Annotated in this window: 12 protein-coding genes and 4 tRNA genes; all 16 read right to left on the reverse strand. The window is 57.8% G+C overall.

The window, feature by feature from the left end; all coding sequences use genetic code 11:
• Positions 1–21: 21 nt before the first annotated feature.
• The gene (gene rpsG / locus AB1N67_RS22245) at positions 22–492 is read right to left on the reverse strand and encodes a 30S ribosomal protein S7 (protein WP_003246741.1); all 471 of its coding nucleotides are present in this window, start codon (positions 490–492) and stop codon (positions 22–24) included.
• Between the two features lie 105 nt (positions 493–597).
• Positions 598–969 carry a 30S ribosomal protein S12 gene (rpsL, locus tag AB1N67_RS22250; RefSeq protein ID WP_003257088.1) on the reverse strand — a complete coding sequence of 124 codons (372 nt, stop codon included), beginning with the start codon at positions 967–969 and terminating at the stop codon, positions 598–600.
• Positions 970–1,179: 210 nt separating this feature from the next.
• Positions 1,180–5,379, reverse strand: a complete 4,200-nt coding sequence (rpoC, locus tag AB1N67_RS22255) for a DNA-directed RNA polymerase subunit beta' (RefSeq protein ID WP_043215343.1) — start codon at positions 5,377–5,379, stop codon at positions 1,180–1,182.
• A 64-nt stretch (positions 5,380–5,443) separates the two neighbouring features.
• Positions 5,444–9,517 (reverse strand): DNA-directed RNA polymerase subunit beta, encoded by a 4,074-nt coding sequence (rpoB, locus tag AB1N67_RS22260; RefSeq protein WP_043215345.1) that lies wholly within the window; start codon positions 9,515–9,517, stop codon positions 5,444–5,446.
• A 219-nt stretch (positions 9,518–9,736) separates the two neighbouring features.
• A complete protein-coding gene (rplL, locus tag AB1N67_RS22265) occupies positions 9,737–10,108 on the reverse strand; it encodes a 50S ribosomal protein L7/L12 (protein ID WP_043215349.1) in 372 nt (123 codons plus the stop codon).
• 80 nt (positions 10,109–10,188) lie between these two features.
• On the reverse strand, positions 10,189–10,689 hold the full coding sequence (gene rplJ, locus AB1N67_RS22270; RefSeq protein ID WP_043215352.1) for a 50S ribosomal protein L10: 501 nt from the start codon (positions 10,687–10,689) through the stop codon (positions 10,189–10,191).
• A gap of 200 nt (positions 10,690–10,889) precedes the next feature.
• Positions 10,890–11,585: a 50S ribosomal protein L1 gene (gene rplA, locus AB1N67_RS22275; RefSeq protein ID WP_043215354.1), complete on the reverse strand. Its 696-nt coding sequence runs from the start codon at positions 11,583–11,585 to the stop codon at positions 10,890–10,892.
• A complete protein-coding gene (gene rplK, locus AB1N67_RS22280; protein ID WP_043215356.1) occupies positions 11,585–12,016 on the reverse strand; it encodes a 50S ribosomal protein L11 in 432 nt (143 codons plus the stop codon). The genes rplA and rplK overlap by 1 nt, the downstream gene beginning before the upstream one ends.
• 119 nt (positions 12,017–12,135) lie before the next feature.
• Entirely contained in the window at positions 12,136–12,669 is a 534-nt protein-coding gene (gene nusG, locus AB1N67_RS22285; RefSeq protein ID WP_011531880.1) for a transcription termination/antitermination protein NusG, read from the reverse strand.
• 9 nt (positions 12,670–12,678) lie between these two features.
• On the reverse strand, positions 12,679–13,047 hold the full coding sequence (gene secE, locus AB1N67_RS22290) for a preprotein translocase subunit SecE (protein WP_043215359.1): 369 nt from the start codon (positions 13,045–13,047) through the stop codon (positions 12,679–12,681).
• A gap of 43 nt (positions 13,048–13,090) precedes the next feature.
• Positions 13,091–13,166: transfer RNA gene (locus AB1N67_RS22295), tRNA-Trp, on the reverse strand.
• 55 nt (positions 13,167–13,221) lie between these two features.
• Positions 13,222–14,415: an elongation factor Tu gene (gene tuf / locus AB1N67_RS22300; RefSeq protein ID WP_099593972.1), complete on the reverse strand. Its 1,194-nt coding sequence runs from the start codon at positions 14,413–14,415 to the stop codon at positions 13,222–13,224.
• An 80-nt stretch (positions 14,416–14,495) separates the two neighbouring features.
• A tRNA-Thr gene (locus tag AB1N67_RS22305) sits at positions 14,496–14,571 on the reverse strand.
• Positions 14,572–14,599: 28 nt separating this feature from the next.
• A tRNA-Gly gene (locus tag AB1N67_RS22310) sits at positions 14,600–14,673 on the reverse strand.
• A 23-nt stretch (positions 14,674–14,696) separates the two neighbouring features.
• Positions 14,697–14,781 (reverse strand) — tRNA-Tyr (locus tag AB1N67_RS22315).
• 144 nt (positions 14,782–14,925) lie between these two features.
• Positions 14,926–15,351: a hypothetical protein gene (locus AB1N67_RS22320; RefSeq protein WP_043215917.1), complete on the reverse strand. Its 426-nt coding sequence runs from the start codon at positions 15,349–15,351 to the stop codon at positions 14,926–14,928.
• Positions 15,352–15,358: the final 7 nt, after the last annotated feature.

The following is a 15,358-nucleotide window of genomic DNA, read 5'->3' on the forward strand; positions in this document are numbered from 1 at the left end:
GCAAAAAGATTGATGCTTGAATTAGAAGCGGTAGTGCGAGAACGCCTTGTTGGCCTCGGCCATACGGTGCACGTCTTCACGCTTCTTGACTGCAGCACCCTTGCCTTCAGCAGCATCCAGCAGTTCACCGGCCAGGCGCAGAGCCATGGACTTCTCGCCACGCTTGCGGGCGTAGTCTACGAGCCAGCGCATTGCCAGAGCATTACGACGGGACGGACGAACTTCAACCGGAACCTGGTAAGTGGCACCGCCTACACGGCGGGACTTTACTTCGACCAGCGGAGCGATGGCGTCGAGAGCTTTCTCGAAGATTTCCAGGGGGTCGCTGTTCTTGCGTGCTTTGACGGTATCCAGGGCACCGTAAACGATGCGCTCGGCTACGGCCTTCTTGCCGCTTTCCATCACGTGGTTCATGAACTTGGCGAGAATCTGGGATCCGTACTTCGGATCGTCCAGGATCTCACGTTTTGCTGCTACACGACGTCTTGGCATGATAAGCCCTCAAACGGTCTTCAGGTTAGCCCGGGACGCGGGTCTTCGACCCCTGCCCGACCTTACTCTTATCGACTCAAAAAATGGATGTCTGCAAACGGCCGATTACTTCGGACGCTTGGTACCGTACTTCGAACGACCCTGGTTACGGCCTTTAACGCCCGAAGTATCCAGAGAGCCGCGAACGGTGTGGTAACGAACACCTGGCAAGTCTTTTACACGGCCGCCACGGATCAGAACGACGCTGTGCTCTTGCAGGTTGTGGCCTTCACCACCGATGTACGAGGAAACCTCGAAACCGTTGGTCAGACGCACACGGCATACTTTACGCAGTGCCGAGTTAGGTTTTTTCGGCGTGGTGGTGTACACACGGGTGCACACGCCACGACGCTGCGGGCAGTTCTGCAGCGCAGGTACGTCGGATTTCTCGACGGTACGCTTACGCGGCTGACGTACCAGCTGGTTGATAGTTGCCATCTACTAGCTCCACTGATTGTCTTGCGACGCTATTGTCTTGCAAGAAAGCCAAAAATTGGCGAGACGGAGCCTCACCAAATTTAAGGGTACAAAAGTCTAAAGAGGATCTTGCACCCAGTCAAGACGAGGCCCCGGCCCTCCCCGCCCGGTCATCGGCAACAATTCATGTCGCCAATGACGTGGAGGATGAACCGGGGCCTAGCCCTGTTCTTAGTTACCGCTGGAGTTCAGCGCTTCGGTCAGTGCGGCTTCCACCTCACTGGCACTTACACGCAGCGGCTTGTCGGCATCACGGCGGCGCTTGCGCTCGCTGTGGTAGGCCAGACCGGTACCTGCCGGGATCAGACGACCCACGACCACGTTCTCTTTCAGGCCGCGCAGGTAGTCGCGCTTGCCGGTGACGGCCGCTTCGGTCAGGACGCGCGTGGTTTCCTGGAAGGAAGCCGCGGAAATGAACGACTCGGTCGACAGCGAGGCCTTGGTGATACCCAGCAGTACACGCGAGAACTTCGAGACGAACTTATCTTCGGCGGCGAGACGCTCGTTCTCGACCAGCACCTGAGTCAGTTCCATCTGGTCGCCCTTGATGAAGCTGGAATCGCCGGATTCGGTGATCTCAACTTTACGCAGCATCTGACGCAGGATGGTCTCGATGTGCTTGTCGTTGATCTTCACGCCCTGCAGGCGGTAAACATCCTGAATCTCGTTGACGATGTACTTGGCCAGCGCGCTTACACCCAGCAGACGCAGGATGTCGTGCGGATCGCTCGGACCGTCGGAGATAACTTCGCCGCGGTTTACCTGTTCGCCTTCGAAGACGTTCAAGTGGCGCCACTTCGGAATCAGCTCTTCGTACGGCTCGCTGCCATCGGTCGGCGTGATGACCAAGCGACGCTTGCCCTTGGTTTCCTTACCGAACGCGATGGTGCCGCTGACTTCAGCCAAGATCGAGGCTTCTTTCGGACGACGCGCTTCGAACAGATCGGCAACGCGCGGCAGACCACCGGTGATGTCTCGGGTCTTGGACGTTTCTTGCGGAATACGCGCGATAACGTCACCTACACCGATCTGTGCACCGTCAGCCACACCGACGAGGGCGTTGGCCGGCAGGAAGTACTGGGCTGGAACGTCGGTACCCGGCAGGTACAGATCCTTGCCAGCAGCGTCGACCATCTTGATCGCTGGACGGATTTCCTTACCTGCGGCAGGGCGATCCTTGACGTCCATCACTTCGATGTTGGTCAGGCCGGTCAGCTCGTCGGTCTGACGCTTGATGGTGATGCCTTCCTCCATGCCCACGAAGGTCACGGTACCTTTGAGTTCGGTAACGATCGGGTGGGTGTGCGGGTCCCACTTGGCGACGATGGCGCCAGCTTCGACCTTCTCACCTTCCTTGACCGAAATCACCGCACCGTAAGGCAGCTTGTAGCGCTCACGCTCGCGACCGAATTCGTCGGCGATGGCCAGCTCGCCGGAACGCGAAACGGCAACCAGGTTGCCATCGGCACGCTCGACCTGCTTGAGGTTGTGCAGACGAACCATACCGCCGTTCTTCACCTGGACGCTGTCGGCAGCCGAGGTACGGCTTGCAGCACCACCGATGTGGAACGTACGCATGGTCAGCTGGGTACCCGGCTCACCGATCGACTGGGCAGCGATAACGCCGACAGCTTCACCGATGTTCACCTGGTGACCACGAGCCAGGTCACGACCGTAGCACTTGGCGCAGATGCCGTAGCGGGTTTCGCAGCTGATCGGGGAACGCACGACCACTTCGTCGATGCTGTTCAGCTCGATGAACTCGACCCACTTCTCGTCGACCAGGGTACCGGCCGGAACGATGACGTCCTCGGTGCCTGGCTTGAACACGTCACGGGCGATGACACGACCCAGTACACGCTCACCCAGCGGCTCTACAACGTCACCGCCTTCGATGTGCGGGGTCATCAGCAGACCCTGATCAGTGCCGCAGTCGATTTCGGTCACGACCAGATCCTGTGCCACGTCAACCAGACGACGGGTCAGGTAACCGGAGTTCGCGGTCTTCAATGCGGTATCCGCCAGACCTTTACGAGCACCGTGGGTCGAGATGAAGTACTGCAGTACGCTCAGACCTTCACGGAAGTTCGCGGTGATCGGCGTCTCGATGATGGAGCCGTCCGGCTTGGCCATCAGGCCACGCATACCGGCCAGCTGACGGATCTGGGCAGCGGAACCCCGCGCACCGGAGTCAGCCATCATGTACATCGAGTTGAAGGACTCTTGCTCGACTTCGTTGCCATCACGATCGATGACCTTCTCTTTCGAGAGGTTGGCCATCATCGCCTTGGACACTTCGTCGTTCGCCTTGGACCACAAGTCGATGACCTTGTTGTACTTCTCGCCCTGGGTTACCAGGCCGGAGGCGTACTGGCTCTCGATTTCCTTCACTTCATCGGTAGCGGTACCGATGATGCGCGCCTTCTCATCTGGGATAACGAAGTCGTTAACACCGATGGAAACGCCGGAAATGGTCGAGTAGGCAAAACCGGTGTACATCAGCTGGTCGGCAAAGATGACGGTTTCCTTCAGACCCACCACGCGATAGCACTGGTTGATCAGCTTGGAAATCGCCTTTTTCTTCATCGACTGGTTGACGACGTCGAACGGCAGACCAGCTGGCACTACCTGGAACAACAGCGCACGGCCGACGGTAGTGTCGACGATACGGGTGTTCTTGACGATGCTGCCGTCACGCTCTTTCACGGTCTCGTTGATACGGACCTTGATCTTGGCGTGCAGCGCAGCTTCGCCGGCGCGGAATACGCGGTCGACTTCCTGCAGGTCGGCGAACACACGGCCTTCACCTTTGGCGTTGATGGCTTCACGGGTCATGTAGTACAGACCCAGAACCACGTCCTGGGACGGCACGATGATCGGCTCACCGTTGGCAGGCGACAGGATGTTGTTGGTCGACATCATCAGCGCGCGCGCTTCCAGCTGGGCTTCCAGCGTCAGCGGCACGTGAACGGCCATCTGGTCACCGTCGAAGTCGGCGTTGTACGCAGCACACACCAGCGGGTGCAGCTGAATAGCCTTGCCTTCGATCAGCACCGGCTCGAACGCCTGGATACCCAGACGGTGGAGGGTCGGTGCACGGTTGAGCAGTACGGGGTGTTCGCGGATCACCTCGGCGAGGACGTCCCACACCTCCGGCAGCTCGCGCTCGACCATCTTCTTGGCAGCTTTGATGGTGGTCGCCAGACCGCGCATTTCCAGCTTGCCGAAAATGAACGGCTTGAACAGCTCCAGCGCCATCTTCTTCGGCAGACCGCACTGGTGCAGGCGCAGGGTCGGACCTACGGTAATTACGGAACGACCGGAGTAGTCCACGCGCTTACCGAGCAGGTTCTGACGGAAGCGACCTTGCTTACCTTTGATCATGTCAGCCAGGGACTTCAGCGGACGCTTGTTCGAGCCAGTGATGGCGCGACCGCGGCGGCCGTTGTCCAGCAGGGCGTCGACCGCTTCCTGCAGCATGCGCTTTTCGTTGCGCACGATAATGTCCGGCGCCGACAGATCGAGCAGGCGCTTCAGACGGTTGTTACGGTTGATCACCCGGCGGTACAGGTCGTTCAGGTCGGAAGTCGCGAAGCGACCGCCATCGAGCGGAACCAGCGGACGCAGATCCGGCGGCAGAACCGGCAGAACGGTCAGGACCATCCACTCAGGCAGGTTGCCCGAGCCCTGGAAAGCTTCCATCAGCTTCAGGCGCTTGGACAGCTTCTTGATCTTGGTTTCCGAGTTGGTCTGCGGAATCTCTTCGCGCAGGCGACCAATTTCGTGCTCCAGGTCGATAGCGTGCAGCAGCTCGCGAACAGCCTCGGCACCCATACGGGCGTCGAAGTCGTCACCGAACTCTTCCAGTGCTTCGAAGTACTGCTCATCGTTGAGCAGCTGACCCTTCTCGAGGGTGGTCATGCCCGGATCGATAACGACGTAGCTCTCGAAATAGAGCACGCGCTCGATGTCACGCAGGGTCATGTCCATCAGCAGGCCGATACGGGACGGCAGCGACTTCAGGAACCAGATGTGGGCAACCGGCGAGGCCAGCTCGATGTGCGCCATGCGCTCACGACGAACCTTGGCCAGAGCGACTTCAACGCCGCACTTCTCGCAGATGACGCCGCGATGCTTGAGGCGCTTGTACTTTCCGCACAGGCACTCGTAATCCTTGACTGGGCCAAAGATCTTGGCGCAGAACAGGCCGTCACGCTCAGGTTTGAACGTACGGTAGTTGATGGTTTCCGGCTTCTTAACTTCACCGAACGACCACGAACGGATCATTTCAGGCGACGCCAGACCGATGCGGATGGCGTCGAACTCTTCGACTTGACCCTGGTTTTTCAGCAAATTCAGTAGGTCTTTCAAGGCCTTTCCTCCTGGCGGAGCAGGAAGCGGGCAATACCTGCCCCGCTCCCCTTCGCGTCACGTGTTATTCGGTTTCCAGATCGATATCGATACCGAGCGAACGGATCTCTTTGATCAACACGTTGAAGGACTCGGGCATGCCCGGCTCCATACGGTGATCGCCATCCACGATGTTCTTGTACATCTTGGTACGGCCGTTCACGTCGTCCGACTTCACTGTGAGCATTTCTTGCAGGGTGTATGCCGCGCCGTATGCTTCCAGCGCCCACACTTCCATCTCCCCGAAACGCTGACCACCGAACTGCGCCTTACCACCCAGCGGCTGCTGGGTAACCAGGCTGTACGAACCAGTGGAACGCGCGTGCATCTTGTCGTCCACCAAGTGGTTCAGCTTGAGCATGTACATGTAACCAACGGTCACAGGACGCTCGAACTTGTTGCCGGTACGGCCATCGAACAGGACCATCTGGCCGCTCTCAGGCATGTCGGCCAGCTTCAGCATGGCCTTGATTTCACGCTCCTTGGCACCGTCGAAGACCGGCGTAGCCATCGGCACGCCTTTCTTCAGGTTGTTGGCCAGCGCGATGATCTCTTCGTCCGAGAACTCGTCCAGGTTTTCCTGACGACCACCGATCTCGTTGTAGACCTCGGTCAGGAAGCTGCGCAGCTCAGCGGCTTTGCGCTGCTCTTCGAGCATGCGATCGATCTTCTCGCCCAGGCCCTTGGCCGCGAGGCCCAGGTGGGTTTCAAGGATCTGACCGACGTTCATACGCGAAGGTACACCCAGCGGGTTCAGAACGACGTCGACTGGAGTACCGTTGGCGTCGTGCGGCATGTCTTCGACCGGCATGATCACGGAGACCACACCCTTGTTACCGTGACGGCCTGCCATCTTGTCGCCCGGCTGGATGCGGCGACGGATAGCCAGGTAGACCTTGACGATCTTCAGCACGCCCGGTGCCAGGTCATCGCCCTGCTGCAGCTTGCGCTTCTTGTCTTCGAACTTGTCGTCCAGCAGACGACGGCGATCGACGATGTACTGCTGAGCCTTTTCCAACTGCTCGTTCAGAGCATCTTCGGCCATGCGCAGCTTGAACCACTGGCCGTGCTCCAGACCGTTCAGTACGTCGTCAGTGATCACGGTGCCTTTCTTCAGGCCCGCGCCACCATCGACCACCTGGCCGTTCAGGGCTGCACGCAGACGCTCGAAGGTCGCGCCCTCGACGATGCGGAACTCTTCGTTGAGGTCCTTGCGGATCTCGTCCAGTTGCATCTTCTCGATGGCCAGGGCGCGGCTGTCGCGCTCAACGCCGTCACGGGTGAAGACCTGGACGTCGATGACAGTACCTTTGGTGCCGGTCGGCACGCGCAGGGAGGTGTCTTTTACGTCGCTGGCCTTCTCACCGAAGATCGCACGCAGCAGCTTTTCTTCTGGAGTCAGCTGGGTCTCGCCTTTCGGAGTGACCTTACCGACCAGAATGTCGCCAGCGCCGACTTCAGCACCCACATAGACGATACCGGCTTCGTCCAGCTTGTTCAGCGCAGCCTCACCCACGTTCGGGATGTCCGCAGTGATTTCCTCTGGGCCAAGCTTGGTGTCACGCGCCACACAGGTCAGTTCCTGGATGTGGATAGTGGTGAAGCGGTCTTCCTGAACCACACGCTCGGACAGGCAGATGGAGTCTTCGAAGTTGAAGCCGTTCCACGCCATGAACGCGATGCGCATGTTCTGACCCAACGCCAGCTCACCCATGTCGGTGGACGGGCCGTCGGCCATGATGTCGCCACGCGCGACCACATCACCTTTGCTCACCAGCGGACGCTGGTTGATGCAGGTGTTCTGGTTCGAACGGGTGTACTTGGTCAGGTTGTAGATATCCACACCTGCTTCGCCGGTTTCTACTTCGTCATCGGCTACACGCACGACGATACGGCTGGCGTCGACCGAGTCGATCACACCACCGCGACGAGCAACGACGCAGACGCCGGAGTCACGAGCAACGTTGCGCTCCATGCCGGTACCTACCAGCGGCTTGTCGGCGCGCAGGGTCGGAACAGCCTGACGCTGCATGTTCGAACCCATCAATGCACGGTTGGCGTCGTCGTGCTCGAGGAACGGAATCAGCGAGGCAGCGACGGAAACAACCTGCTTCGGCGAAACGTCCATCAGGGTGACGTCTTCCGGCGCCTTGACGGTGAATTCGTTCAGGTGACGTACGGCGACCAGCTCATCGACCAGTTGCTTCTGCTCGTTCATCGCAGCGGAAGCCTGGGCGATCACGTGATCGGCCTCTTCGATGGCAGACAGGAACACGATTTCGTCGGTGACCACGCCTTCTTTCACCACGCGGTACGGGCTTTCCAGGAAGCCGTACTGATTGGTGCGGGCATAGGCCGCCAGGGAGTTGATCAGACCGATGTTCGGACCTTCAGGGGTCTCGATCGGGCACACACGGCCGTAGTGAGTCGGGTGTACGTCACGGACTTCGAAGCCTGCACGCTCACGGGTCAGACCACCTGGGCCGAGCGCGGAGACACGGCGCTTGTGGGTGATCTCGGAGAGTGGGTTGTTCTGGTCCATGAACTGCGAGAGCTGGCTGGAACCGAAGAACTCCTTCACCGCCGCCGCGACCGGCTTGGCGTTGATCAGGTCCTGCGGCATCAAGCCTTCGCTTTCCGCCATCGACAGACGTTCCTTGACCGCGCGCTCGACGCGCACCAGGCCGACACGGAACTGGTTCTCGGCCATCTCGCCAACGCAACGGACACGACGGTTACCCAGGTGGTCGATGTCGTCAACGATGCCTTTGCCGTTACGGATATCGACCAAGGTCTTGAGGACGTCGACGATATCTTCCTTGCTCAGCACGCCCGAACCTTCGATCTCGGTACGACCGATACGGCGGTTGAACTTCATGCGGCCAACAGCGGACAGATCGTAACGCTCGGCGCTGAAGAACAGGTTGTTGAACAGGGTCTCGGCGGCATCCTTGGTTGGCGGCTCACCTGGACGCATCATGCGGTAGATTTCCACCAAGGCTTCCAGCTGGTTGCTGGTGGTGTCGATCTTCAGAGTATCCGAGATGAACGGACCACAATCGATGTCGTTGGTGTACAGCGTCTCGATGCGTACAACCTGAGCCTTGGCGACCTTGATCAGCAGCTCAGTGGTCAGCTCGGTGTTGCATTCGGCAAGGATCTCGCCGGTGGCCGGATGCACGATGGCCTTGGCAGTGGTGCGGCCCAGGACGTACTCCATTGGAACGTCCAGCTGCTTGACGCCGGCTTTTTCGAGCTGGTTGATATGGCGCGCGGTGATACGACGGCCTTGCTCAACGATGATCTTTCCGCTGCCGTCATGGATATCCATGACCGCGACTTCACCACGCAGACGCTGAGGCACCAGTTCCAGGCTGAGTTTTTCGCCGGAAACGTGGAACACGTTGGTGGTGTAGAAGGTGTTGAGGATTTCTTCGGTGCTGTAGCCCAGCGCTCGCAGCAGTACCGAGGCCGGCAGCTTGCGGCGACGGTCGATACGAACGAACACGCAGTCCTTCGGATCGAACTCGAAGTCCAGCCAGGAACCGCGGTAAGGAATGATACGGGCGGAGTACAGCAGTTTGCCGGAGCTGTGGGTCTTGCCACGATCGTGGTCGAAGAACACACCTGGCGAACGGTGCAGCTGGGAAACGATTACACGCTCGGTACCGTTGATAACGAAGGTACCGTTCTCAGTCATCAGGGGGATTTCACCCATGTAGACTTCTTGCTCTTTGATGTCCTTGATCGCTTTGTTCGACGATTCCTTGTCGAAGATGATCAGGCGCACCTTCACACGCAGCGGAACAGCGAATGTCACACCGCGCAGGACACATTCCTTCACATCGAAAGCCGGCTCGCCCAGGCGATAGCCGACGTACTCCAGGGCAGCATTGCCGGAGTAGCTGATGATCGGGAATACCGATTTGAAGGCCGCGTGCAGGCCGACGTCGCGGAACTGATCCTTGGATGCTCCCGCCTGCAGGAATTCGCGATACGAATCCAGCTGGATGGCCAGGAGGTAAGGCACATCCATGACGTCCGGCAACTTGCTAAAGTCCTTGCGGATACGTTTTTTCTCAGTGTATGAGTAAGCCATCAGCGTTCCCCAGCTTGGTCACCTGCTTGTTTGGCTCCTTCCGAGCGGAAGCAGCCAGAAAATCTGCAAACCCCATGGTTTGCACACCCTCTTGGGTGTTTTACAGCTCGTTATCGGGGCCGACCTGATCGGCCACCAATAACGGAAAAAGGCCGGTGGCATAAGCCACCAGCCGTCAGCCTTTCGCTCAACGCTTGGGCTGGAGTCGCAAAGTCGAAATTACTTCAGCTCGACTTTAGCGCCTGCTTCTTCCAGCTTCTTCTTCGCGTCTTCAGCGGCTTCTTTCGAAACGCCTTCAGCGATGACAGCAGGAGCGCCGTCTACTTTCTCTTTGGCTTCTTTCAGGCCCAGACCGGTCAGTTCACGAACTGCCTTGATCACGTTGACCTTCTTGTCGCCAGCTTCGGCCAGAACGACGTTGAACTCGGTCTGCTCTTCAGCAGCGGCAGCAGCGCCACCAGCAGGGGCAGCAGCAACGGCGGCAGCAGCGGTAACGCCGAAGGTTTCTTCCATCGCTTTGATCAGTTCAACAATTTCCAGAACGGTTTTCTGGCCGATCGCTTCGATGATTTGCTCGTTAGTCAGAGACATGACTATGAATTCCTGTATTGGGGTGACAGCCTACGCGGCCATCAAATTAAACGTTTGATTTCGAAATAAGCTACGCGGCCTTAGGCAGCAGCAGCTTCTTTCTGGTCGCGCAGAGCAGCCAGGGTACGAGCCAGCTTGCTGGTTGCACCTTGGATTACGCTCATCAGCTGTGCGATAGCCTCGTCGCGAGTTGGCAGAGTTGCCAGCACGTCGATCTGGTTAGCGGCAAGGAACTTGCCGTCGAACGCAGCTGCCTTGATCTCGAACTTGTCCTGACCCTTGGCGAACTCTTTGAACAGACGAGCAGCAGCGCCCGGATGTTCATTGGAGAAGGCGATCAGGGTCGGGCCTTTGAACGCGTCGTTGAGGATCGAGTACTCGGTGCCTTCAACAGCGCGCTTGAGCAGGGTGTTACGTACGACACGTACGTAAACGCCAGCTTCGCGGGCCTCTTTACGGAGTCCGGTCATTGCGCCTACAGTCACACCACGGGCATCAGCCACGACAGCGGACAGAGCGACTTTGGCAGCCTCGTTGACTTCAGCGACGATGGCCTTCTTGTCTTCGAGTTTAATTGCCACGGGTTTACTCCTGGTTTCTACCGTTTCATCCAGCCGAGGCCGGATGTCGTTTTGGTGTCTGATTCGGTAACGAATCGGGAGCACCATCTGCGTAGGCTTGTGGTTTAAGGCTTGCGCCGCCTACGGTCTTGGATAGCCCCCGCCAGGCAGGGACCCCAATTTTCAGCAGCCGGTGCGGACAGGGCCGCACCGGCCGAGCATTACACGTTCAGCGAGCTCTGATCGATGATCAGACCTGGGCCCATGGTGGTGCTCAGGGTGACGCGCTTGACGTAGATACCTTTCGAGGAAGCCGGCTTGATACGCTTCAGATCGGCGATCAGGGCTTCAACGTTTTCCTTCAGCTTGCCAGCTTCGAAGCCGACCTTGCCAACGGAGGTGTGGATGATACCGTTCTTGTCGGTACGGTAGCGAACCTGACCAGCCTTGGCGTTCTTGACGGCGCCGGCTACGTCTGGAGTTACAGTACCCACTTTCGGGTTCGGCATCAGGCCGCGAGGACCCAGGACCTGACCCAGCTGACCTACAACACGCATGGCATCAGGCGATGCGATTACGACGTCATAGTTCAGGTCGCCGCCTTTCATTTCGGCAGCCAGATCGTCCATACCTACGCGGTCAGCGCCGGCAGCCAGAGCAGCTTCAGCAGCTGGGCCCTGGGTGAAGACGGCAACGCGAACGGTCTTGCCAGTGCCATGCGGCAGCACGGTAGCGCTGCGAACGACCTGGTCGGATTTACGCGGGTCAACACCGAGGTTGACGGCGATGTCATAGGACTCGACGAATTTGGCGGCCGGCAGCGAAGCCAGCAGAGTCGCGGCCTCTTCGAAGTTGTAGGCCTTGCCTGCTTCGATTTTCTCGGCGATAGCCTTTTGGCGCTTAGTCAGCTTAGCCATTACACACCCTCCACGTTCAGGCCCATGCTGCGGGCAGAGCCGGCGATGGTGCGCACAGCTGCATCCAGGTCAGCGGCAGTCAGATCAGCCTGCTTGGTCTTGGCGATCTCTTCCAGCTGAGCACGGGTAACGGTACCAACCTTGACGGTGTTCGGGCGAGCCGAACCACTGCTCAGGCCAGCAGCTTTCTTCAGCAGAACCGAGGCAGGAGTGCTCTTGGTTTCGAAGGTGAAGCTACGGTCACTGTAGACAGTGATGATCACTGGAGTCGGCAGACCTGGCTCTTGACCCTGAGTACGGGCGTTGAAGGCCTTGCAGAATTCCATGATGTTAACACCGTGTTGACCCAGTGCTGGACCAACGGGTGGGCTTGGGTTGGCCTGGCCGGCCTTAACTTGCAGCTTGATGTAAGCCTGAATCTTCTTAGCCATGAGCTACTCCAAAATCGGGTACGAACGCCAGATGGCTCCCCGTATGACTTGCGTTTTATCCCAGTGACGACAAAACCCCGCAGCACATAGGGCTGCGGGGTATGGGATGCGTCGTTCGCCTAGACCTTCTCGACCTGGCTGAACTCGAGCTCTACCGGAGTAGAGCGACCGAAAATGAGCACTGCAACCTGCAGCCTGCTCTTTTCGTAGTTAACTTCTTCGACACTGCCATTGAAGTCAGCAAACGGACCATCAATGACTCGAACCACTTCACCCGGCTCGAACAGCGTCTTGGGCTTAGGCTTGTCACTACCATCGGCAACGCGACGCAGGATAGCTTCAGCTTCTTTATCGGTGATCGGCGCAGGCTTGTCTGCGGTACCACCAATGAAACCCATGACACGAGGGGTGTCCTTGACGAGGTGCCAAGTCCCTTCGTTCATTTCCATCTGGACCAGCACATAGCCAGGGAAGAATTTGCGCTCGCTCTTGCGCTTCTGGCCATTGCGCATTTCAACAACTTCTTCGGTCGGGACCAGGATCTCGCCGAACTCGTCTTCCATGCCAGCCAGCTTGACGCGCTCGATCAGGGAGCGCATCACATGCTTCTCGTAACCCGAGTAAGCATGCACGACGTACCAACGCTTAGCCACGGGACACCCTTAGCCAACAATCAAGGAGACCGCCCAGCCGAGCAGGGAATCGAGACCCCACAGCAGCAACGCCATAACCAACACGACAACCACAACAATGAGCGTGGTCTGAGTGGTTTCCTGGCGGGTCGGCCACACGACTTTACGAATCTCGGTACGAGCTTCCTTCGCCAGCGCAAAGAACGACTTACCCTTCGCAGTCTGCAAGGCGACAAAGCCCGCAACGGCAGCCAGAGCAAGAAGCGCAAGGACGCGATACAGGATTGGAGCTGCGGAGTAATACTGATTACCCACAACACCAACGACTACCAATACAACAACAGCCAGCCACTTGAACAGATCAAAACGCGATTCTTGGGCTTCAGTTTTGGGAGTCATCGAGGAGGATCCTGTGAGAAGAAAGCCATCACACCGAGGTGAATGGCAGGTCAGGAGGGAATCGAACCCCCAACCTACGGTTTTGGAGACCGTCGCTCTGCCAATTGAGCTACTGACCTTTAACGCTGTATCAGGCCGGCCATTATGCCGGCCTGATCATGAGAAATCAACTACTTATTCAATAATTTTTGCTACGACGCCGGCGCCGACGGTACGACCGCCTTCACGGATAGCGAAGCGCAGACCGTCTTCCATTGCGATGGTCTTGATCAGGGTAACAGTCATCTGAATGTTGTCACCTGGCATTACCATTTCAACGCCTTCCGGCAGTTCGCAGTTACCGGTCACGTCAGTGGTACGGAAGTAGAACTGAGGACGGTAGCCTTTGAAGAACGGAGTGTGACGACCGCCTTCTTCCTTCGACAGAACGTAGACTTCTGCAGTGAACTTGGTGTGCGGCTTGACCGAACCTGGCTTGACCAGAACCTGGCCACGCTCAACTTCGTCACGCTTGGTGCCGCGCAGCAGGACGCCGCAGTTCTCGCCAGCACGACCTTCGTCCAGCAGCTTGCGGAACATCTCAACGCCGGTGCAGGTGGTGGTGGTGGTTGGACGCAGACCAACGATTTCCAGGGCGTCCTGAACGCGGACGATACCACGCTCGATACGACCGGTAACAACGGTACCACGACCCGAGATCGAGAAGACGTCTTCGATCGGCATCAGGAACGGCTGGTCAACGGCACGAACTGGCTCAGGGATGTAGGCATCCAGAGTCTCAACCAGCTTCTTAACAGCGCTGGTACCCATTTCGTTGTCGTCTTTGCCTTCCAGAGCCATACGAGCCGAACCGATGATGATCGGAGTGTCGTCGCCTGGGAAGTCGTAGGTGGACAGCAGGTCGCGAACTTCCATCTCGACCAGTTCCAGCAGCTCAGCGTCGTCTACCAGGTCAGCCTTGTTCAGGAAGACCACGATGTACGGAACGCCAACCTGACGGGACAGCAGGATGTGCTCACGGGTTTGTGGCATCGGACCATCGGCGGCCGAGCAAACCAGGATCGCGCCGTCCATCTGGGCAGCACCGGTGATCATGTTCTTCACGTAGTCAGCGTGACCTGGGCAGTCAACGTGAGCGTAGTGACGAATGTTCGAGTTGTACTCGACGTGAGCGGTGTTGATGGTGATACCGCGTGCTTTTTCTTCTGGAGCCGAGTCGATCTTGTCGAACTCAACGACGGCCGAACCGAAGACTTCGGAGCAGACGCGGGTCAGAGCTGCAGTCAGAGTGGTCTTACCGTGGTCAACGTGGCCGATAGTGCCGACGTTAACGTGGGGAAGGGAACGATCAAACTTTTCCTTAGCCATCGATACAGTCCTCCGCAGAAGAAATAGTCACTACAACTGATAAAACAAAGGCAGATATTTTCATATCTGCCTTGTTAATATGGAGCTCTTGAGCGGACTTGAACCGCTGACCTCACCCTTACCAAGGGTGTGCTCTACCAACTGAGCTACAAGAGCGCAACACTTTGTGCAACAACAGCAAACTTGGAGCGGGTAGCGGGAATCGAACCCGCATCATCAGCTTGGAAGGCTGAGGTTCTACCACTAAACTATACCCGCGGAGCTTGCAGCTCTCGCTAAACTGGTGGAGGGGGAAGGATTCGAACCTTCGAAGTCGAAGACGTCAGATTTACAGTCTGATCCCTTTGGCCACTCGGGAACCCCTCCTGAGTGTGGGCGGCATTTTCAACTCTTGCCGTCCTGCTGTCAAGCTTTTTCTCATTAAAATCTTGAGGTTAGCTACTTTGACAACAGCTTCCGGTCTTACCACCTCAGTGGTGTTCCCTGCGAAGCGGGCGCCATTCTATCAAGCTATTCACCAGTTGCAATACCCTCGCATAAAATAATTTTGTGTTTTAAGTCTTTGAAATCCTTGGAAAGACTTGAGAGCACCGCAGAGTCCAGCAAACGCTCGCTTTCGGCCGCAACTTTGAGCCAGCGCCCATCAGCACCTGGCAATTGGCCTGGCACCTCCGCTGTCGAAATATCCAGGCTTACCAGGCGCTGACGTAGCGCGTCCAACTGCTCTTGAGTCTGAACCCCTCCGACAACCAGGCATTCATCGCGGCGCTTGGCCGGCGCTGAAGCGCCTGTTTCACGCAATAGGCGGATTTCTTGCTGACTACCTTTGTACAAGGAAAGAGGCGCAACCTCCTTGGCCTTCAGAGGCGCCTCCTGTTGATGCCAGACGTAATAAGCGATATTGAGCACCACCAATAGCAGAAACAACCAACGCATAGGCACC

The sequence above is a fragment of the Pseudomonas guariconensis genome, from assembly GCF_040822035.1.
Classification (GTDB): Bacteria; Pseudomonadota; Gammaproteobacteria; order Pseudomonadales; family Pseudomonadaceae; genus Aquipseudomonas; species Aquipseudomonas guariconensis.